Annotated in this window: 22 protein-coding genes; 16 read left to right on the top strand and 6 right to left on the bottom strand. The window is 60.8% G+C overall.

Annotated elements, in window-relative coordinates; translation table 11 throughout:
* The first annotated feature begins 119 nt into the window (after positions 1-119).
* From E1K68_RS12070 to E1K68_RS12030, 9 genes are all read left to right on the top strand, one after another.
* A complete protein-coding gene (locus E1K68_RS12070; RefSeq protein WP_169855911.1) occupies positions 120-1,151 on the top strand; it encodes an HOASN domain-containing protein in 1,032 nt (343 codons plus the stop codon).
* Between the two features lie 39 nt (positions 1,152-1,190).
* On the top strand, positions 1,191-2,177 hold the full coding sequence (locus E1K68_RS12065) for an HOASN domain-containing protein (protein WP_003191763.1): 987 nt from the start codon (positions 1,191-1,193) through the stop codon (positions 2,175-2,177).
* Between the two features lie 30 nt (positions 2,178-2,207).
* Positions 2,208-3,641 carry an adenylosuccinate lyase gene (purB, locus tag E1K68_RS12060; protein WP_212614146.1) on the top strand — a complete coding sequence of 478 codons (1,434 nt, stop codon included), beginning with the start codon at positions 2,208-2,210 and terminating at the stop codon, positions 3,639-3,641.
* Positions 3,641-5,089, top strand: coding sequence for an adenylosuccinate lyase family protein (locus E1K68_RS12055; RefSeq protein WP_003191760.1), 1,449 nt, complete (start codon positions 3,641-3,643; stop codon positions 5,087-5,089). The genes purB and E1K68_RS12055 overlap by 1 nt, the downstream gene beginning before the upstream one ends.
* A gap of 45 nt (positions 5,090-5,134) precedes the next feature.
* A complete protein-coding gene (locus E1K68_RS12050; RefSeq protein WP_003191758.1) occupies positions 5,135-6,208 on the top strand; it encodes a class I SAM-dependent methyltransferase in 1,074 nt (357 codons plus the stop codon).
* A 110-nt stretch (positions 6,209-6,318) separates the two neighbouring features.
* The gene (locus E1K68_RS12045) at positions 6,319-6,648 is read left to right on the top strand and encodes a hypothetical protein (RefSeq protein WP_003191756.1); all 330 of its coding nucleotides are present in this window, start codon (positions 6,319-6,321) and stop codon (positions 6,646-6,648) included.
* Positions 6,649-6,744: 96 nt separating this feature from the next.
* Positions 6,745-7,191 (top strand): GNAT family N-acetyltransferase, encoded by a 447-nt coding sequence (locus E1K68_RS12040; protein WP_057710437.1) that lies wholly within the window; start codon positions 6,745-6,747, stop codon positions 7,189-7,191.
* A gap of 4 nt (positions 7,192-7,195) precedes the next feature.
* Complete coding sequence (locus E1K68_RS12035) at positions 7,196-7,456, top strand: hypothetical protein (RefSeq protein ID WP_212614145.1); 261 nt, start codon at positions 7,196-7,198, stop codon at positions 7,454-7,456.
* A gap of 401 nt (positions 7,457-7,857) precedes the next feature.
* A complete protein-coding gene (locus tag E1K68_RS12030) occupies positions 7,858-8,106 on the top strand; it encodes a DUF1652 domain-containing protein (protein WP_003191753.1) in 249 nt (82 codons plus the stop codon).
* Between the two features lie 15 nt (positions 8,107-8,121).
* Here the strand turns inward: E1K68_RS12030 and E1K68_RS12025 are convergent, their stop codons facing one another.
* Positions 8,122-8,484, bottom strand: a complete 363-nt coding sequence (locus tag E1K68_RS12025) for an NUDIX domain-containing protein (RefSeq protein ID WP_003191752.1) — start codon at positions 8,482-8,484, stop codon at positions 8,122-8,124.
* A 126-nt stretch (positions 8,485-8,610) separates the two neighbouring features.
* Here E1K68_RS12025 and E1K68_RS12020 point away from each other — a divergent pair, with 126 nt between their 5' ends.
* On the top strand, positions 8,611-9,588 hold the full coding sequence (locus tag E1K68_RS12020; RefSeq protein WP_212614144.1) for a Gfo/Idh/MocA family oxidoreductase: 978 nt from the start codon (positions 8,611-8,613) through the stop codon (positions 9,586-9,588).
* 45 nt (positions 9,589-9,633) lie between these two features.
* Positions 9,634-10,263 carry a ribonuclease T2 gene (locus tag E1K68_RS12015; RefSeq protein ID WP_003191750.1) on the top strand — a complete coding sequence of 210 codons (630 nt, stop codon included), beginning with the start codon at positions 9,634-9,636 and terminating at the stop codon, positions 10,261-10,263.
* Positions 10,264-10,276: 13 nt separating this feature from the next.
* Here the strand turns inward: E1K68_RS12015 and E1K68_RS12010 are convergent, their stop codons facing one another.
* Positions 10,277-10,879, bottom strand: a complete 603-nt coding sequence (locus tag E1K68_RS12010; protein WP_003191748.1) for a response regulator transcription factor — start codon at positions 10,877-10,879, stop codon at positions 10,277-10,279.
* A gap of 180 nt (positions 10,880-11,059) precedes the next feature.
* On the opposite strand from E1K68_RS12010, the gene E1K68_RS12005 reads away from it, so the two are divergent.
* Positions 11,060-12,673 carry a hybrid sensor histidine kinase/response regulator gene (locus E1K68_RS12005; RefSeq protein WP_003191747.1) on the top strand — a complete coding sequence of 538 codons (1,614 nt, stop codon included), beginning with the start codon at positions 11,060-11,062 and terminating at the stop codon, positions 12,671-12,673.
* Here the strand turns inward: E1K68_RS12005 and E1K68_RS12000 are convergent.
* Positions 12,663-12,998, bottom strand: coding sequence for a hypothetical protein (locus tag E1K68_RS12000; protein WP_003191746.1), 336 nt, complete (start codon positions 12,996-12,998; stop codon positions 12,663-12,665). The genes E1K68_RS12005 and E1K68_RS12000 overlap by 11 nt on opposite strands.
* A gap of 176 nt (positions 12,999-13,174) precedes the next feature.
* On the opposite strand from E1K68_RS12000, the gene E1K68_RS11995 reads away from it, so the two are divergent.
* On the top strand, positions 13,175-13,657 hold the full coding sequence (locus tag E1K68_RS11995; protein WP_003191745.1) for a GNAT family N-acetyltransferase: 483 nt from the start codon (positions 13,175-13,177) through the stop codon (positions 13,655-13,657).
* Here the strand turns inward: E1K68_RS11995 and E1K68_RS11990 are convergent.
* The 3 genes from E1K68_RS11990 to E1K68_RS11980 form a co-directional block, all read right to left on the bottom strand.
* Positions 13,641-14,129 carry a hypothetical protein gene (locus tag E1K68_RS11990; RefSeq protein WP_003191744.1) on the bottom strand — a complete coding sequence of 163 codons (489 nt, stop codon included), beginning with the start codon at positions 14,127-14,129 and terminating at the stop codon, positions 13,641-13,643. The genes E1K68_RS11995 and E1K68_RS11990 overlap by 17 nt on opposite strands.
* A 513-nt stretch (positions 14,130-14,642) precedes the next feature.
* Entirely contained in the window at positions 14,643-15,125 is a 483-nt protein-coding gene (locus E1K68_RS11985; RefSeq protein ID WP_003191742.1) for a copper chaperone PCu(A)C, read from the bottom strand.
* The gene (locus E1K68_RS11980; RefSeq protein WP_003191741.1) at positions 15,125-15,733 is read right to left on the bottom strand and encodes an SCO family protein; all 609 of its coding nucleotides are present in this window, start codon (positions 15,731-15,733) and stop codon (positions 15,125-15,127) included. The genes E1K68_RS11985 and E1K68_RS11980 overlap by 1 nt, the downstream gene beginning before the upstream one ends.
* Positions 15,734-15,914: 181 nt before the next feature.
* Between E1K68_RS11980 and E1K68_RS11975 the strand changes: the two genes are divergently transcribed.
* The 3 genes from E1K68_RS11975 (at position 15,915) to E1K68_RS11965 (ending at position 19,940) form a co-directional block, all read left to right on the top strand.
* Positions 15,915-16,298 (top strand): DUF2946 domain-containing protein, encoded by a 384-nt coding sequence (locus E1K68_RS11975; RefSeq protein WP_212614143.1) that lies wholly within the window; start codon positions 15,915-15,917, stop codon positions 16,296-16,298.
* Positions 16,299-16,360: 62 nt separating this feature from the next.
* Entirely contained in the window at positions 16,361-16,906 is a 546-nt protein-coding gene (locus E1K68_RS11970; RefSeq protein WP_212614142.1) for a putative natural product biosynthesis protein, read from the top strand.
* Between the two features lie 130 nt (positions 16,907-17,036).
* Positions 17,037-19,940, top strand: a complete 2,904-nt coding sequence (locus E1K68_RS11965; RefSeq protein WP_212614141.1) for an RHS repeat protein — start codon at positions 17,037-17,039, stop codon at positions 19,938-19,940.
* Positions 19,941-19,973: the final 33 nt, after the last annotated feature.

The raw sequence follows: 19,973 nt of genomic DNA, 5'->3' as shown, positions 1-19,973 counted from the left end.
TCAAGATCAAGAGCGGCTCGCTTCGCATCGTGGTTACCGTTGGTTGCCAAGCCTTTGAAAGAATTTTCCTACAGGTGTTGACCTTGCCACTACGGGAACCTTTAGGCTTTTTTCCGAGTATGTCCAACCACAAAAACAAGATTCAGGGGTTATCAATGGATACTGCTGCCCTGCAACAACGCTCGGATTCCGATCTCTTCACCACCGCCTCGCGGCTGATGACGAATGCCTTGGAACCTGGCGCCAATTACACCCAGGTCACCCGCGCGCTGGAAGCGCTGCTCGCACTGACTCGGCAAGGCCTGGCGGGAGACGCTGGCGCCTACGCGCATTACCAGTCAGCCTTGCTGCAATTGCACATTCCCGGTGACCCACGCACCGAACCGACCCGGCGCTGGATGGCCAGCGAGGTTTACCGCGTCGAAGATGAGTTCGCCGCCGACTTGCCGGGCTTCACCGCGTTGCCGGTGGAGGCGTTCCGTCAGCAGGTCGACGCTGAAATCGCTGCACGCAGCCGGGTCAACCACCCGATGTCGGTGCACCTGTTCCAAGGGACGCCGCCGGTGCAGGATGTGCGCTTCTTCCTGGAGCATCACTGGACCCGTTCCTACAACTTCTACAGCCTGCTGGCCGAACTGGCCTTTCGCTTCGAAGCCATCGAAGACGCCTCGGTGTTTTACCGCAACCTGTACGGTGAAGCAGGGGCTGAGACGCCGCAGCGTTCGCACCCGGCGATGCTCGCCCATCTGATGGAGTATTTCGATATTCCGCTGGCCATCGACTTCCCCGCGCTGCATCCGCTGGAAAAGGCCTACCTGAATAATCGCATTCGCTGTGTGCGCCACACGGATGTCGCCTGGGGCCTTGCACTGCTCTATGCGGTGGAGTCTGTCAGTTGCGTCAACCATCGGCGCATCTACGAGCTGTTGCAGCGCCTCGACGTTCCAGAGCAGCCCAGCGAATTCCACCGCTTGCATGGCACCCAGGATGAGATCGACACCGAGGAAATGTGGGCCCTGATTGCCAAGTTTGCCAGCGAGGAGGGCTTTCAGCGCACGTTCATGCGCGCACTCAAGCGCCACTTCGAAATCAACAAGGCCTACTTCGACAGCCTGTGGCAGCAGATGCAGGCCCAACGCCTGTCTGCCTGAACGACCTGCGATCCGAAAACAAAAATAATGGAGCACATGATGAGCCCACGTAATTTTTCCCTGCCGCAATTGCAAAATATTCACACGGCCGAAGCCCGTCTGTTGGCGGAAGCCTTGAAGCCGGACGCGACGTTCAATCGCATCGAAATTGCCGCCAATATGCTGCGCGCCCTGTGCGAGACCGGCCAACGCGGTGACGCCGCGAATGCGGCACAATGCCAGCAATTGCTGTACATCCTGTCGCTGAGCGATGACGTGGCCACCGCCTCGACCCGGCGTTGGCTGGCGAATGCCGTTTACAGCGTGCAAGAGCGTTTCATGCCGTCAGCCGACCTGGCATCGCCCTTGTCCGAGGCCGGTTTCCAGCAGCGCCTGGAAGAGCAGATTGCCGCGCAGTCGCGGGAAAACCATCCGATGTCGCAGTATGTGTTTGAAGGCAAAGCCTCTCGCGAGCAACTGCAGGTGTTTTTGCGCCACCAATGGTTCCGCACATACCGCCTGTACCGGGACGCCGCCGACCTGCTGGTCAACCTGACTGACGTAGACGAGGCGGCCGCCTTGGCGCGTTATCTCTACGGTGAGTTGGGCGAAGAGGATGAGCAGCGTTCCCACCCGAAGCTGTTGGCCAAGCTGCTTGCCGCCGTGGGCCTGAATGCCGATTTCGAGGCGCTCTCGACGATGCCCGAGGAAATCGCCTACCTCAACAACCGCGCCCGCTGTTTCCGCAACCCCGATGTCGGCTGGGGCCTGGCGGTGTTCTACATCACTGAACTGGTGGTGCCGGGCAACCACGGCAAGTTGTACAACGCCCTGCGCAATGCGGGCTTGAGCCAGGACGACGCGGAGTATTACGAAGTGCATATCAGCCTGGTGCCGCCACGGGCCAAGCGTGAATGGGCACTGATCTCACGGCGTATTCCGGACCTCGGGTTCCAGAACGCGTTCCTGACGTCTTTGGCCGAGCACTTCCGGCTGGAGCGGGCTTACTACGATGCAGTCTGGGAACACGTGCAACGCGTGAAGTAGCCCTCCTTAGGACAACGCGAGTAACTCGACATGCCAAGTCATATCACTGAATCCCGTATCCACGGGGGCGCTTACTCGTCCCCGGAATTTGCCGCGATCTTCTCTGATGCCAATCAGGTGCAGAAGTGGCTTGATGTTGAAACGGCGCTGGCGGCGACCCAGGCGCAGATGGGCCTCATCCCCCACGAGGCCGCCCGGGAGATTGCCCGGGTAGCCAGCGTGGAACTGCTGGACCTCGACGCGTTGGGGCGCGAGGGCCTGGAAACCGGGCACATCCTGGTGCCGACCCTGCGCGCCTTGCAGGGGTTATGTGCCGATGGGCTGGGTGAATACGTGCATTACGGCGTCACCACCCAGGACATCCTCGACACCGGCCTCATCCTGCAAATCCGCGATGCCTGGGGCCTGGTGGTCCAGCGCCTGCGCGGCATCCGTGGGCATTTGCTCACGCTCGCCTTGCGCCACAAGCACACGCCGATGGTCGCCAGGACTCATGGGCAGCACGCACTGCCCACCACGTTTGGCTACAAGGTGGCGGTGTGGGTCGATGAGATCGATCGGCACCTTGAACGCTTTGACGAAGCCTATGCGCGGGTGATGGTCGGTAACCTGACCGGCGCCGTGGGCACCCTGGCCGGGCTTGGCCCGCAGGGTTTGGATGTGCAGCGCCGCACCCTGGAAAGCCTGGGCCTGGCGGCGCCATTGAGCAGTTGGCACAGCGCCCGCGACCGCATTCTGGAGGCGGCGTGGTTGCTGGTGCAGGCGTCGGCAACGTTGGGCCGTGTCGCCAATGAGATCTACCACCTGCAGCGCACCGAGATCGATGAAGTGCGCGAAGGCCGACGGGCAGGGCAGGTGGGGAGCAGCACCATGCCCCACAAGCAAAACCCGTCGACGGTGGACCTGATCAGTGCGCTGTCGCGGCTGGTGCGCGCTCAGATGGTTGCGCTGACCGACGCCGCGTTCCAGTTGCACGAGCGTGACGGTACCACCTGGCGCATCGAATGGGCGGCCTTGCCGGAGCTGTTCATTTACGCCGGCGCCTTGCTCGCCCGTATGGACGGCTTGCTGCTGGCTGGGCTGGAGGTGCGTGAAGCGCGCATGCGTAGCAACCTGGACGTGCTGGGCGGGCTGATCCTGTCGGAGCGGGTGATGCTCGCGCTGGCGCCTCGGTGTGGCAAGCAGACAGCCCATCACCTGGTGCACGACATCGCCCTGCAAGCCCAAGGCACAGGCGTCTGCTTTCGCGACGCGCTGCTTGGTGACTCGCGGCTGCAGGGTTGTTTCAGCCCGCAAACGCTCGATGACCTGCTTGACCCGACGACCTACACGGGGCTTGCCGCCGAGATGGTCGATTTGGTGGCAACTAAAGCACTGCCTCGCGCTTGCGGCCATGGCCTTGAAGCGACGCAGGCAACCCCAGGCAATACCAGTCAGTCCCAATACGCGATGGAGGGTATGTGATGGATGCGCAAACATTGGAAGTGACCGCCCGTGCATCTTGCACCGCACGGTCGGACCACCCAGGCTTTGATCATGACGGCGAGCAATGCCGCCACGAACACAGCCACATTCTCGATTCGAAAACCCACGGTTCAGGCTATGCCGGCCCGCAGAGCCGCAAGATTTTCTGCAGTCATTGTCGCCTGCAACGTTGGCTGGACGTGGAAGCGGCGCTGGCGATGGCCCAGGCCGATGTCAACATCATCCCGCGCGAGGCGGCCCTGGAGATCGAAAAGGCCGCGTTGCTGTCGGGCATCAATGTGCGCCAACTGGCCGAGGGCGTGGCAGCCACTGGGCATTCGCTGATGCCATTGCTCAGCGCCCTGCAAAAAAACTGCAGCCCCAGTGCCCGTGAGTACGTGCATTACGGCGCTACCACCCAAGACATCCAGGACACCGCCCAGTCCCTGGAAATGCGCGATGTGCTTGATGCAATGGACCAGGCCCTGGAGACCTTGCTGGGCAAGTTGTCGACCCTGGCTGATGCGCACCGTGACTCGCTGATGGTCGCCAGGACCCACTCGATTCCCGCCTTGCCGACCACCTTCGGACTGAAGGTCGCCGGCTGGATCGATGAGCTGTTGCGCCACCGTCAGCGCCTGGCCGAGGCGCGCCAGCGGGTGCTGGTGGTGCAGTTGTTCGGCGGGGTCGGCACCATGGCGGCGTTCGGCCCGGATGCCATGCCGATGCTGGAGCGTTTTGCCCAGCGCTTGTCGCTGCAAGTCCCCCTCACGGGCTGGCATGTGTCCCGTGACCGCGTTGCCGAGTTCGTCAGCACCCTGGCCATGGTCACCGCCTCGTTGGCCCGCGTTGCCGATGAAATCCGTACGCTCAATCGCTGGGAAATCGCTGAAGTGGAAGTGGGCTGGAGCGACCAACAGATCGGCAGCAGCACCATGCCGCACAAACGCAACCCCGAAGGTTGCGAGCAAGTGGTGGTGTTGGCGCGGTTGGCCAAGGCCCAGGTCATGCTCGCGCTGGACGCGATGATTCTTGAGCATGAGCGTGATTACCGCGGCACGCGGTTGGAGTGGTGCGCGGTCGCGGACGTTTCCCACTATGCGCTGATGGCGCTCTCGATTCTGACCGAGACCATCGACGGGCTCACCGTGAATGTGCAGAAGATGGAAGGCACCGCCCAGGCCTATGGCGATGCCATCTGCACCGAAGCGGTGGTGTTCGAAATGGCGCGCAAGCTGGGCAAGAGCAGCGCCTACCAGATCATCTTCGAAGTGTCCCAGGCCAGCCAGCGCAATCACGTGTCGATCCGCGAGGCAATCGAGGCCGATGCGCGGGTGCTTGCGGTCATGAATGACGGCGCCCTGGCCCGGCTGTTCGAACCCCGGACGCACCTGGGCATGTCCGAACGCATTGTTGACAACGTGCTGGCCAAGCTCGCCGGCCACTGATCATTGATCTCTGAACAGACTTGCAAATTCATCAAGGAGCGACAGATGTCCAACGTTATGGAAGTTGATAAAGCCAAGGTCCAGCAATTTTCGGCGCGCATCATGGAGGATTACGGCAACACGCTGCGCGGCGCCATGCTCTACATTGGCGACCAGCTCGGCTTGTTCAAGGCATTGGCCGACGGCCAGGCGGTGACCCTGGAAGAGTTAGCGCACAAGACCGGCTACAACGCACGTTACTTGCGCGAATGGCTGGGCAGCATGGCCACTGGCAATTACGTGACCTACGACGCGCAAACCCGCCGCTACCAGATGCCGGCTGAATTTGTGCCAGTGCTGGCCGATGAAGACTCGCCGTATTTCGCCGGTGGCATTATCCAGCTGAGCGTGCCGTTCGTGAGCATGGCGCCCAAGGTCATTGAAGCCTTCCGCCACGGCGGGGGTTGCGCCGAAGAGGCGTTCCCGCTGGAAACCTGGAAAGGCATGGAGCGCATGACCATGCCCTGGTACAAGCACTACCTGGTCCAGCACTGGATCCCGTCCCTGGACGGCGTCGAAGAGAAGCTCAAGACCGGCGGCAGTGTGCTGGATTTCGGCTGTGGCGCGGGCTTGGCGGCGATCACCATGGCCAAGGCCTACCCCGAGGCGCGCATTGTCGGCTGCGACTTCCACCTGCCTTCCATCGAGTTGGCGCGGGCCAACGCCGAGGCGGCCGGTGTGGGTGACCGGGTGCAATTCGAGGTGAACGACTCCGACGCCTTGCGCGGCCAGCAATTCGACTTCGTGACCACCTTTGTGGTGATCCACGATGCCACCGACCCTCAACAGATGCTCAAGGATTTGCGCGCCGCCACGGCCGAAGACGGTACCTACCTGATGGTGGAACTCAACCTGTCCGAAGAACTGCACGAAAACATGAACCTGTTCGGGCGTGTCATGTACCCGCAGAGCACCCTCTATTGCATGACCTGTTCGCTGTCCCATGGCGGCGCCGGGCTGGGGGCGTTCATGGGCGAGAAGCGTGCCCGTCAGATGGCGCAAGCCGCCGGGTTCAGCCGCTTCCGTAAAGTGCCCTCTGAGTGGCCGCCAATGCCGGCGCTGTTCGAACTCAAGCCTTGATATGAGCCATCCGGCCATTGCGTTGCGCATTAAGGCAATTTAATGGCCCCTTTGTAACAAAATCCTCGCCAAAATCACTTTTATTTTCAGGTGGTTAGGTGAGGATGCAAATGCGCTCTGTGGGAATGATGCTGATTGCCTGCTCCCTGGCCGGCGGCGCGACTGTCGCGCAGGCCAGGGAATTGCGCGAAGGTGACAAGTACATGTGCAGTTGGGGCGCAGGCACGGCCGCCAGGGCCCAGGAACTCAAGTTATCCGGCGTTTCGCTGTACGCCGCCCGGCAGAAGATCCAGACCCTCAAGTTCAGCAAATCGTGGATGCGCATGATGGCCATGGGCATCACCGAGCAGACCTATGACAGTCGCTCACGGCTCAAGCCCGAGGCGATTCGTCAAAGCTTTTACCAGGATTGCCTGCGCTACAAGGTGGCGCGCAAGTAATCGTAGCCCCGCACCAGCCGTGGGGCCTTTACAAATCCACGACAAACCCTGTGTGAGTATTTGCATACAATTGCGCACTTCTTCATGGAGGCCGATATGCAAGTGCTGATTCGAACGGCGACACCCGATGACGTCGACACGCTGTGCGCGATTCGCACCGCGGTGGTGCAAAACCACCTGAGCCTTGAACAGATGGCTGACCTGGGGATTACCCCACAGGTATTGAGCGACACGTTGCGCGCAGCCCCTTGCGGCTGGATCGCGGAAGTGGACGGCCAGGCGGCGGGGTTTTCCATGGTCGATCTGGATGAAGGCGAAGTATTCGCGATGTTCGTGCTGCCATCGCACGAGAAGCTTGGCCTGGGTCGCCAACTGATGGCAGTGGCCGAGGCGGCCCTGTTTGCGCGCCACGACACGCTGTACCTGGTGACTGATGGGCGGGATGAAATCCGGGCCAACGGGTTCTATCAGCGCCTGGGCTGGTCCGTCGTGGGCCCGGTCGATGGTGATGACGTTCGTTATGAAAAGAGCAGGGCGCCATAAGGCCATGAATGCCCCAGAGCCTCCATCGTCCAACGGCTTGCGCTACCTCGCGGTGGGTGTGCTGGGCATCGCCGTGCTGCTGGGGTTCTATTTCATTCAACTCAACGCCAAGGTCGACCGCCAGCGCGAAGAGGCGGCTGAACGCCTGACGCTGTGTCGTCATCTGGAGGCCGTGGTGGGCGCCACTGCTTCCAGTCGTGAGGCCCTTCAAGAAACATGCAAGCAGTTAGGTGAACAGTTACTTGAAAGCGCTACGCCCGATTAATAACCATTTTTTATACAGGGGCTTACTGTCGTTACTTGCACCAAAAAGTAGCACGACTACTGCTTTCCACCTTAAAAAACATGTGGTTATTGAATGACTTACGAGGCTTTCAATCCGACGAAAGGATTAAAATAATCTTGTTACATGTTTTTACAATCGCTACTATAGCCGGGCGTTCACCTCCCACGGTTTATGCATTTTTAAATCCCAAGTTTCCATCAGCTACTTGGGATTTTTTTTGCCCGCGATTTAATCTCGGTCTGTCGTTCATGGCGGGTGACGCCCTACAAAGTGAGGGCTGGCTAACACTTTTGCGTTAATTGTCCGGCGGCCGGCAAAACCTTATCTATGCTGCTTGCATCACCTCAATCGGGTAGAACCCAGGGACGGGGGGGCTGATCATGATTTCCATCACCGAATTCAACCGCATCATGGCCTCAGGCTTCCTGCCGCTGGCGTGTGAGTGCTGCCTTAACAGCGACGGCTCGCTGCGCATCAGCGTGTTCGAGCCTGCGTCCGGTCGTGTCGACTTGCTGTTGACCCGTGTATCGCCCGAGGGCCTGGACAGCATCCGTGCCATCTCCAACCTGATTGGTGAGTTGCGTACCGAGATAAAGGCCGGGCGCCGTGGGTTTGCTGCGGTAGGTTAAGGGCCGTCCAGCGCGTCAGAGGCGCCGCAGGAAGGATTTGACGATGTGGCGCGTGGCGTCTGTGGTGTCCAGCTCATCCAGGGCGTTGTAGGCATACCACTGGCAATCGACAATCTCGTTGCACGGCCGTGCCTCGTCGATATTGACTACCGATGCCTCAAACACGTGGTGGACGGTGTCTCGGGCCTTGAGCTCCTGCAGGTACAGCAAGCCGTCCACGTTTAACCCGGTTTCTTCTTCCAGCTCGCGTTCCGCCGCGCCTACCGGGCGCTCGTCTGCTTCCACTTTCCCGCCGGGCAATGCCCATTTTGATCTGGCCTTGCGCACGAAGAGAATATGCCCCTCATGTTCGCAAATGACGGTTGCCCTAATTTTCATCGAATGTGCCCCCGCGCCGAACGAATGTCATAAAAGTGTAATGCAATTGTCATGCTAAGTGGTTATGGCGCGCCAGGGCCGGTATGTGGATACTGCCCGATTGACGAATACGACCGAGGACATTAGATGAAGACCATACGCTGGGGCATGATCGGCTGTGGCAGTGTCACTGAGTTAAAGAGTGGACCGGCTTTCTATAAAGCGCCAGGTTCGGCATTGGTCGCCGTGATGGGGCGGCGTGCCGAGGCGGTGCGCGATTATGCGGCGCGCCATGGCATTGCGCGTTGCTATACCGACGCCCAGGCTTTGATCGATGACCCCGAGGTGGATGCGGTCTACATCGCCACTCCACCCGACAGCCATCTTGAATACGCCTTGAGGGTGGCGGCGGCGGGCAAGCATTGCTGCGTCGAAAAGCCGATGTCGCTGAATGCTGAACAGAGCGCGTTGATGCAGCGCACATTTGAGCGCGCCGGGCTGCACCTGTTTGTTTCTTATTACCGGCGTTCATTGCCACGCTTCCAGCAAGTGCGCACCTGGCTGCAGGAAGGCCGTATCGGTGAGCTGCGCCTTCTGAGCTGGACTTTGTGCAAACCCGCTGCCGTAACAGACACCGACGCCACCAATTGGCGCACCGACCCGGCCATTGCCGGTGGCGGCTACTTTGCCGACCTGGCCAGCCATGGGTTTGACCTGTTCCAGTACCTGGCTGGCGATATCGTTGAGGTCTCAGGCTTTTCGGCGCGACAGGCCGGACGCTATGCGGCAGAAGATGCAGTGACGGCCTGTTGGACATTCGCCAGCGGTGCGTTGGGCATGGGCTGCTGGAACTTTGTGGCGGACCGTCGCGAAGACCGTGTCGAACTGATCGGCAGTCGCGGCCGTATTCAGTTTTCGGTGTTCGAGGACCAGCCGTTACGTCTTGAAGGCGAGACCACCGAAGTGTTGGAAGTGCCGTGTCACACCCATATTCAATGGCACCATGTCTTGAACATGAATGCGCATATTCGTGGCGAGGCCGAGCATCCGTCGCTGGCCATCGAAGCGCTGAAGACCGATATCATCCTGGATAAGGTGCTACACCGTTACTCCCAGCATCCCTAGTCGTGGCGATAGCGTAAGGCTTCACTCTTTTAAAGGAATACCGGGATGAAATACTGGATGGTGTTGTGGCTGCTGATCGCCACCGCGACAACGGCGGCGCCACGCAGCCAAGGGCAGTCGGGCGAGTTTGATTTCTATGTGCTGTCGCTATCGTGGTCACCCACGTTTTGCCTGACGCACCCAGGCAATGAGCAATGCTCGGGCAAGGGCTACGGCTTTGTGCTGCACGGTTTGTGGCCGCAATACGCGCGGGGAGGGTGGCCGGCGTCCTGTACGCCGCAGACGCACTTGAGCGAGGCAGAAATGGACAAGGGCGCGGTGCTGTTTCCCACCCGTGCACTGCTCAAGCATGAGTGGGCCAAGCATGGCACCTGCAGTGGGCTGCCGCCGTTGGAGTATCTGGAGAAGACCGATGTGGCGCTTGGTGCGGTGGTGATCCCGCAGCAACTGCAGCCGTTCAACACGCCGCCGTCATTGCAGGCCAAAGAGATCGAGGCGCTGTTTCGCGAGAGCAACCCACGCATGGGCAACCACGGGATGGCGGTGATCTGCAAGGGTCAGGTGCTGTCGGAAGTGCGGGTGTGCCTGACCAAGGATCTGGCGTTTGCAGGTTGCCCGCGCAGTGTGAAAAGCCAATGCCGTGGAGGCGATATTCGTATTCCCACGCAGCGCTGAGCCGCGCAGGCGCCTAGAACTCGCCGGAATACTTCACCGCAGCTGCCGCGCGTGAGGGGACATTCAGGCTGCGCAACAATGACGACACATGGATACGCACGGTAAACGGCGAGATATTCAGGACCTTGGCAATTTCCTTGTTGGTCTTGCCCTGGGCAATCAGGCGCAGCACTTCCTGCTGACGTGGGGTGAGGGTGTGGGTGTCGAGGGGCAGCAGGCCTGAAGGGGCGAACTTGACCAGCACTTCGCCCTCGCGGATCGCCAGCAGGGCCTGGCCGATCTCGTCCGGGGCGATGTTCTTGCCGATAAAACCGTCGGCGCCCAGGGCCATGACCTGTTCGATCAGCGCGGGGTCGTCGACCATCGACACCAGGACCAAGGTGGTGCGTTTGAGTTGCTGGCGCAGTTCGGCCAGTTGGCTGATGCAGGTCAGGCCGGGAAAGCGCAAATCGAGAATCAAGGTATCGACCTCGCCCGCTTCGCACAGCAACGCATTCACCGTGGCCAGGTCGCCGGCCTCCTGCACCACCGCGCCCGGTAGCAGGCGCTGCACGGTGCGCGTCATGCCTTCGCGAAACATGGGGTGGTCGTCGGCGATGATGATTCGGCCGGTCATTGTGTGCTCCTTCCTGGGGCAAGGTTGTATCCAGGCATGCTAATTTACCACCGGGCCTGTAGGAGCGAGCTTGCTCGCGAAGAACTCACAGGCGCTGCGTTCATTCAGGCAACACGCGTTATCGTTAACGTTTTTCGCGAGCAAGCTCGCTCCTACAGATGATAGGTCAGGGATATGACGATGAGTCTTGAGACCAACTCTGAACTCGATCAGGCTAACCTGCGCATTGTGGTGGCCACCATCGCCATTGTGTATATAAGCTTACTGGGTTTCCTACCTGGGCAATCGCTGGACACCTACCTGCCGGTGATCCTCTATATCTTCGTGTTCCTGCTGGCGTCCATCGTGCTTCGCCAGGTGATCGCACGCTGGCCCGGGCATTACCCGGCGCGGCGGATCTTCGGCATGATCCACGATTACACCGGTACTTCGTTCGGCCTGGTGGTGGGTGGTGAAGCGGCGTTGCCGCTGTATGCGGTGATGGTCTGGGTGAACCTGGGCAATGGCATGCGCTACGGTTCGCGCTATCTGGCGATTGCCACGGCGCTGGCGTTGCTGGCGCTGTTGATCGTGTACCAGCTTACGCCGCTGTGGCAGGCGCAGCCGTTCATGGTGCTGATGCTGATGATCACCAGCACGGTGATCCCGGTGTATGCGCATATTCTGCTGGAGCGCACGCGCAAGGCCTCCGAGCAAGCCATCGCCGCCAACCTGGAAAAATCCCGCTTTCTCGCCCAGGCCAGTCATGACCTGCGCCAGCCGATCCACTCCATTGGCCTGTTCACCGCCTGCCTGCGCGAAGCCCGCTTGGGGGAGGACGAACAGCGCTTGGTGGACAATATCGACCGTTCGCTGCTTAACGTGTCGCAATTGTTCCGTTCGATTCTCGACCTCTACACCCTCGACAACGGGCGCCTGTTGCCCAAATACCAAGTGATTCACCTGGGCGACTTTCTCGCCGACCTGGTGCGCCAGAATGCCGAGGCCGCACGCTGGGCGGGGGTGGAGTTGCGCTTGCGCCCCTGCGCTCATTGGGTGTTGGTCGATCCGGGCATGCTGGCGACCATGGTGCAGAACCTGCTCTCCAATTGCTTCAAATACGGCGCGCAGCGACCGGTGCTGATCGGCGTGCGTGTGCGCGATAACGGCTTGGTAGTAGAGGTACACGACCAGGGGAGGGGGATTGCCAGGGAGCATCTTTCAAAAGTCTTCGAAGAGTTTTATCGCGTGCGTCAACTGCGTGACAAGGACGTTGAAGGCGTGGGCCTGGGGCTGTCCATCGTCAAGCGCCTGGGGCAATTGATGGGGTTGCAGGTGAGCCTGCGCTCGCGCGTTGGCCATGGCACTTCTGTCAGCTTGCATGGCTTGGCCCTGGCGGCCGCGCCGCGCCAACCGGCGTTGCGCGACGATGCACGCCAAGCCGGCCTGCTCACCGGCCTTAAGGTGTGCCTGGTGGAAGATGACTACAACGTGCTGCTCGCCACCCAGGCCCTGCTCGAGCGCTGGGGGTGCCAAGTGCAGGCCGAGTCCACGGGGCAGGGTTTGGTCAGCGACTGCGACATCATCGTCGCCGACTATGACCTGGGCAACCACGCCACCGGTATCGAATGCATCGACCAGCTACGCGAGCAACGTGGCTGGGCGGTGCCAGCGCTGATCCTCACCGGGCACGACGTGGAGAAAATCCAGGCCGCGTTGCATGACCGTCAGATCGCTATCCTGTCCAAACCGGTACGCCCTGTGGAACTGCGCGGCACTCTGCGTGAGCTCAGCCAGGAAAAAATTACTGCATGAATGGTGTTAATCCATTGCCTTTGGCACCCTTGGGCATGCAGTAGGCCGCTGGCTTCATCAGGCCGAAGCTGGCAATCGCGAACGCGCCGCCGCTGGCACCACTGGGCACGGAACAGTTGTACTCGCCGGAGGCCGTGTTAGCCACGTAGTAGGTGGTCATGGAGTCGCTGCGCACATTGGAGATACGTTTTACCGGCTCGCCCAGATTGGTTTCCGACAGCTTCTTGAGATGGTCTTCGGTAGGCTTGATATTGCTGCAACCGGCGACGCCGATGATCAGGGCGCCCAGCAGGGCAAGGCGAGTGACAGGGGAGAGGAGTTTCATGGTGCTTCTTCCTTGGGGTTGTTTTGGTTTTTCCAACGCGCAACGAACCCGCGCGCACTGAATGCGCGGTGTGGGTGAGAACGTTGGAAGTGCCGCGGAATATAGCGCCGCCGTGAGGTAGGGTCGATTAGCACAAATGGGCTAATGGCAGTTTGAGGTCATGGAGGGAGCTTGCGATGCTGGAGATAAAGCGCGCCACGCCGGACGACGCCGAGCGTGCGTTTGAGATTCGTCGCGAGGCCATTCTAGGCCAATGTATTGGCGCTTATAGCGCTGAAAAAATGGCGCTCTGGACTCGAGGTCGCGCCAGTGATGGTTACGGCGCGCTGATGGAAAAACAGTTCTACATGGGATGGTTCAATGGCGAACCTGTTGCCACTGGCATGCTGGATCTTGCCAACCATGAACTCGGCGCCTTGTTTGTATTGCCCGTATTCAGCGGGCGAGGGTTTGGCAAGGCGATGCTTGCTCACTTGGAGCACGTGGCGCAGCAGCAGGCGATTGAGCAGGTGGTGCTGGATGCGACACTGAACGCGGTGAGTTTTTATAGCGCGTGCGGGTATGTGGGCGATGAGCAGGCAGTGTATCGCTCTCCGTCCGGGTTGGTGCTGGCGTGTGTACCGATGGTCAAGCAGTTGCGGGTTATGAATCGCGCTTGAATGCAGCGCGCAATTGCTCGATCACAAGCTCTATTCCTGGCCCTTGTATCTGCGGCGGGGTGGGGCTCTCGCCAAATTCGCGCCATACGAACAGGGTCAGTTCAGCACCATCGGTCACGGGCTCGAGGGGGTGGGTGCCGAAAGCGTTCAGCGAGCGATAGCGCTCGTCCCGCCAGAAGGCTTGCTCTACCCAGTCATAAACGGGAATGCAATGAAAGTGCAGTGGGAAGCCGGGCATATGGCCGTAGCGGCTGATATACAACCATTTCGGCTGGAGTTGGGTTTGCATCACCCGCTGGATGTTGGCGAGCAGGCCGCCCAGTTCTGCCAGTGCGGCTTCAGGCATGTCGGGGAGGGCGTCAATCGGCGCCCTGGCGCTCAGCATCAGGTAACCCGGCAGCTTCGAGGTCAGGTGGTGGTTGAGTTGCCAGTGTTCGGTCTGGTGAAGGATGAAGGCTGGGTTGATTGGCATGTGCACGCGTCCCTGTGGGTTGGAGCGCCAGCATAGCGCGCTGAACCCGTGGCGAGGGAGCTTGCTCCCGTAACGGCCCGCCAGCCGCCCCATATCCACCTGACGCACCACGATCCAACTGTGGGAGCTGGCTTGCCTGCGAAGACGGCCTGGCAGTCAACACAGTTGGATTGTGTACATATCCATTCCTGCGGTAACGGCCACCTAGGGTTCCGCCCTGACGGCGGCTCACTTTGCAAGAGCGGCAAAGTAAGCAAAACGCTCTTGCCCCACCACTCGGCACCTCGCCTAGGCTCGGTGTGCCCGAACGCAGGCTTGAATCCGTGGGCCGCCGCCACGCGCCATCCATGGCGCGGGGCGGCTAACCCGGCGTCCTGCCGGGTTACCCACGAATTCAAGCCTGCGTTCGGCCAGCGTGGTTTAACGGGGCGCCTAAGATCAAGATCACAAGCAGATCAAGAGCAAGAGCGGCTCGCTTCGCATCGTGGTGACGTGGGAGAAAAAGCGGCCTACTCAATGCATCTTGCTATGGTCCATCTTGCTATGGTCCATGCCATCCAAGCCACGCGCCGTTGCCTTCACTTCGACAGCCTGCTTTTCACCCTTGGTATCTTGCACCGTCAGGGTCAGCGGCACCTCGTCGCCTTCCTTGATCTGGGCGGTCAGGCCCATCAGCATCACGTGGTAGCCGTTCGGGTCGAGCTTGACGGCTTTTCCTGCTGGCAGGGCCACCGCATCCACCGGGCCCATGCGCATCACGTCGTCCTTCATGCTCATCTCATGAATCTGCACGTCCTTGGCCACTGGCGAAGCGACGCTCAGCAGTTTGCTGTCGCTGTCGGCGGTGAGGGTCATGAAGGCACCGCTGGATGGCTGACCCGGTACGGAGGCGCGAACCCAGGCGTCGGTCACTTGTACTTGGGCGCTGGCGTGTGCGGCGAGGCCCAGCAGGGTGAGGCCGAGGGTGAGACGCTTGAGGTGTTGAACGGCAGTCATTAGCAGACCTCCATGACGGTGAGCAGGTCTTCTGCGCACTCTTGAGCGGTAAGGGATGCCTGCAAGCCAAGGCGCAGGTTGCCACGGGTGTCGAACACGAAACTGGTGGCGGTGTGGGAGAGGGTGTAGGTGTCGCCGGCGGGGATCTTTTCATAAAAGATCCCGAACTCCTTGGCGGCCACGGCGATTTCTTCCGGGGTGCCGTAGAGCGCTTCGAAACTGGGGTCGAAGGCCTTGACGTAATTGTTGAGAATCTCGGGAGTGTCGCGCTCGGGGTCCAGGGTGATAAACACCACCTGCATGATCTTGCCATCGCGGCCCATCAGTTTCTTGGCTTGGGCGGCGCGGGCCAGGGCGGTCGGGCAGACCGCCGGGCACTGGGTGAAGCCGAAGAACACCACCGGCATGAGGCCGCGGTACGAGCTCAAGGTGACGGTTTCGCCGTCGGTGTTCTTGAGCTTGAAGGTGCGACCCATGATCTTGTCACTGAGGTCCTTGCCGTACTTGAAGTTCAGCTTGGGGCTGTAGTCACAGCCGCCCAGCAGGCTGCCCAGGCCCAACAGGCCCATGCCGGTCAGCACTTTGCGGCGGGTGAATAACGTACTCATCAACTGTGCATCCTGTGAAACGCCTGCAAGGCAGTAGAGCTGCCCCACCAGGCTTTGAAAAGGAGTAACGAGAAGGGTGCAGAGTCTAACAACCCTGGCCCGTGCGCGTAATCTGCGACGTTCTGCCACAGGGGTGTGGCCCATTTCGTCCTTTTGTGGCTTCGGTGGTAGAGTCGCCGCCATGAAATTGCGCCACTCTGACCGCTCACTGATCGCCTGGGCCCTGTACTTCTGCGTGCTGATGAACCTGTTCGCCTGCGGTTTGGGGCATGGCCAGATGATGGGCCAGCAGCTCAACGGCATCGGCGGGCTGTTCTGTTCGGTGGACGGCGGCCAGTCGCCCATTTCCGACAAAGGGTTGGCGAACCCGTCTTTCAGCAACATCTCGAACTACTTTGCCTGCCCGGTGTGTAACGCGGTTACCGTCGCCCTCGTGTTCCTCATCGGCCTGGCCTGGCTGCTCGGTCTTACGCAAACCCCACGTGTCGCCCATGAGCGGCGCAACAAAGCGCCTCCGCGTTATTCCTGGCCTTCGGCCAACCCTCGCGCTTCTCCCGCATCCTGACGTGTGCCTTGGGCTTCCTGTCACCAGGAGGCATTCTCTCGTCACGATGGTGAGTACGTTTTATGAACCCTCAATTGCCTGCCGGCGCCAGCCGCCTGGTCAGCAAGGCGTCGCGGCGCCTGCGTGCGCAGCCGGCGCTGCCTGACTACCCGAGCAATTCGCGCTGTTTCGTGCACCTGGATGCACGCCTGCTGCCTCACTGGCATACCTTGTTCGACATCTGCCCGGCGCTGCTCAGGCTCGACCCACCGGAGGGCTTGAACCTGTTTCGCGCCTTCATGACCTGGGCCTATCACAACCAACCGCCGCTGGACTGGACCTACCATCTGAACGTATGCCGCTGGTTACTGAGTTCGGCGTATCGCACGCAGATCGATGAGGAACCGATCGAAGCCTTCATGGCCGCCGCGGCTGCGCGTTGGGTGCTGACGGACGACAGCGCGGCGGCGGGCATCGTCCTGAGCTGGGGGGATTCGACGCTGTTCGATTGCAAAGGCAGCGTTTCGATAGCCGCACAGCAGCAAGCATTGCCGGTACCCGCATGGGATTTCGCCTGGTGCCCCTTGGATGCGCAAGGCGCGTTCGGCGGCTGGCGGCCGGTGCCCTGATGCACCGCGCCCGGTAAGCCTCACGACACCCTCGGAAGCGCCGCACACGGCGCAGCGTGCGCGGCCCGCAGGCTGGCATCGAGCTGATGACTAGGCTCTAGGCTTCTTTGGTTTTTCAGGTCATCAGCTTATGTCTTCTTTGCATCACAACACGCCCACGCTGACGGTGGTCGACCCGCGAGGGTTGACCGTGCGCAGCGTGGCGTACCATCGCAATACCGCGCAGCAATCACCCAGCGCGCAGGTCACGCGGCAGGTGTTCGACGCTCGCGGCCTGTTGCAGCAACAGTGGGACCCCAGGCTGTTTGAGTTGCACGCTGCCGATCCCGACGTGCCGCCCAATCTGTCTCATCGTTATAGCTTGGGCGGGCAAGTGCTGAGCACCGACAGCGTGGATGCGGGCCGTCGGACGCGCTTGCTCGGCAGTGGCGGCCAGGTCGTGCAACAGTGGGACAGTCGAGGCACGCGCCAGCGGTTCGAATACGACCCGTTGCTGCGCCCCGTCGCGGTATTCGAGCGCGCGGAGGCGGCGGCGTCTGAACGCTGTGTCGAGCGCATGAGTTACGCGGGCATGACGTCCACGGAGGCGGCGCGCAATCGCTGTGGGCGCCTGATTCGTCACGATGACTCGGCAGGCACGTTGCTCGTTGAGCGCTACGACGTGCAAGGCAACCTCACCGAGCAAACCCGGCGCCTGTGCAAGTCGCACACCACGCCCGATTGGCCGCTGCCCGTGAGTGAGCGGGATGCGCAGTTGCAAGCCGAAACCTTCATCACCACCTGGCAGCACGATGCGCTGGGGCAACGCCTGGAGCAGGTCGACGCGCGCGGCAATCGCCAGCAATCTCAATACGGTGTCGACGGCCAGTTGACGAAAAGCGAGATCCTGTTCAAAAGCGGAGCGCGCAAGACCCTGGTGGATCAACGCAGCGTCAACGCCTCGGGCCAGGTGTTGAGCGAACGCTTGGGTAATGGCGTGCTCAGCGTTGCCGAGTATTCGGACACTGATGGACGTTTGACACGCTTGAGCGCCCACCTCAAGGATTCGGCAGGCAAGCGACTACAAGACCTCTTCTACAGCTACGACCGGGTCGGCAATGTGTTGCGCATCCGCGATGCGGCGCAGCCGACCCGCTGGGCCAGCAACGCGCAGGTGGAGGCAGTAAGCACATTCGAGTACGACAGCCTGTCGCGCTTGATCAAAGCCACCGGCCGTGAAAACGCGCGCAATACCGGCACATTCGCATTGCCGGGGCGAGTCACGTTCGGCGCCACAGACGACAACCTCTGGGGCAACTACACACGCCATTATGCCTACGACTCGGCTGCTAACCTGACGCAGATGCGCCATGTGCCCAGCATCGGCAGCGGTTATACCCAACGGATGCAGGTGGGCGAACACAGTAATCACAGCGTGATGGCCCGCGAGGGCGCAAAGGCGCCGGGCCTGGGCGATGGCTTTGACCAGGGCGGCAATCTTATGGCTTTGACGCCTGGGCAGGCGTTGACCTGGAATGGGCGCAACCAGTTGGTCCGCGTCGCGCAGGTGCTGCGTGACAATGGCGAACATGACGATGAAGTGTATCTGTACGACGGCGCCGGCCAGCGAGTCATCAAGCGTCGCGTGGCACATGGCAAGACGCAGACTCACACCCATGAAGTGCTTTATCTGCCAGGGCTGGAGCTGCATCGCCACGGGCCGGATGGCGAGTGGTTGAATGTGTTGCTCGCTCAGGGTGGGCGCCATTCGGTCAGAGGGTTACAGTGGGAACGGCAGCGTCCCGAGGCAATGCCGGATGAGCAACTGCGCTTCAGCCTCGACGACCATTTGGGCAGCAGTACCCTGGAGTTGGACGAGAAAGCCGCTCTTTTGAGTCAGGAGAATTATTACCCGTTCGGCGCAACAGCCTGGTGGGCAGCAAAAAATGCATTGGAAGCGGGCTACAAAACCCGGCGTTATTCGGGCAAGGAGCGCGACGCCAGTGGGTTGTATTACTACGGTTTCAGGTACTACGCACCGTGGTTGTTACGGTGGATCAGCGCAGACCCGGCAGGGGATGTGGATGGGTTGAACCTGTATGCGATGGTGGGAAACAACCCCATGGGTTATTTAGACGACGACGGCTTGCAGCGGCATCCCATCATCGATATTGCCACTCTTATCGTTACGCTGGTGTTGGCAGGGTATGCGGCGCAGATGGACGCACGCCAGCGCGTTCAGTTGGCTGTCCTGGGTTTTGCGCTGGGCATTCTGGGCGTGACGGCGCTTGGCTATCGTCAGTACAGAGAGCAAGTCAGCCTGCGTGCTCGACGCAAAGCGTTTTATCAGCAAGCCTCCCAGGAGTATGCACAGACTCTGGGGGGCGTACATGGCGCCAGTGAAGAGGAAGTCGCTGAGCTGGCGGACTTTTATCTGCAACACCGGCTGTCTACTCCTGACACTGAAAGTCTCGCTTATGGGTTGACCCCAGGCGCACGTGGCGGGCTATATGGCTACATTGGCCCAACCAAGCACAAGGACAGGGCCGACATAGCCTCCCACACGGAAAACAATCCCCATTTTACCTTGGCCAGATTGGGTTTTTTAGGCATGGAGCTTCGCGCCCCGGCACGCAAGGTGGGCGCCAGCCCGCTTCCAGCGGCTGGGCTGACCCACACCGAAGTACAACCGCAAACCAGGGTCACGAGCGTGGGCCGCCGAGGCTCCGCTTCTGAGGAGCCCGCCGCGCAACCGGTAAGCCCAGGACCTTCCTCCGGGCTGGAGCCTGAGCGGCTGGTGATTGACGTTGAGTCTGTTCTCAATGAATTACGCGGCCCTGGCGGTGGGATTCTCAGGAACGTGATCAACCGCCTGGAAGCCCGCACCCTGGACTTTCATACCGGGCATGCCATGGCGGGCGGGCAGAATGTCCGTAGTTTTGACTTGCCGGGCTATCGCGGGCAGCGCGGTCGTGGCGCCTATCGAGTGATGATCCAGCACACCAGCGGGCTCAATTATCGGGCGGTCAGGGTGATGAACCCTCACCGCCGTTAATGCGCGCAACGTCAGTCGCAGGAGCTCGGGCTG

The organism is Pseudomonas sp. B2021 (assembly GCF_018135665.1).
Classification (GTDB): domain Bacteria; phylum Pseudomonadota; class Gammaproteobacteria; order Pseudomonadales; family Pseudomonadaceae; genus Aquipseudomonas; species Aquipseudomonas lactis.
The sequence above is the reverse complement of the archived record's forward strand: the minus strand, read 5'-3'. Positions and strand labels throughout refer to the sequence as shown.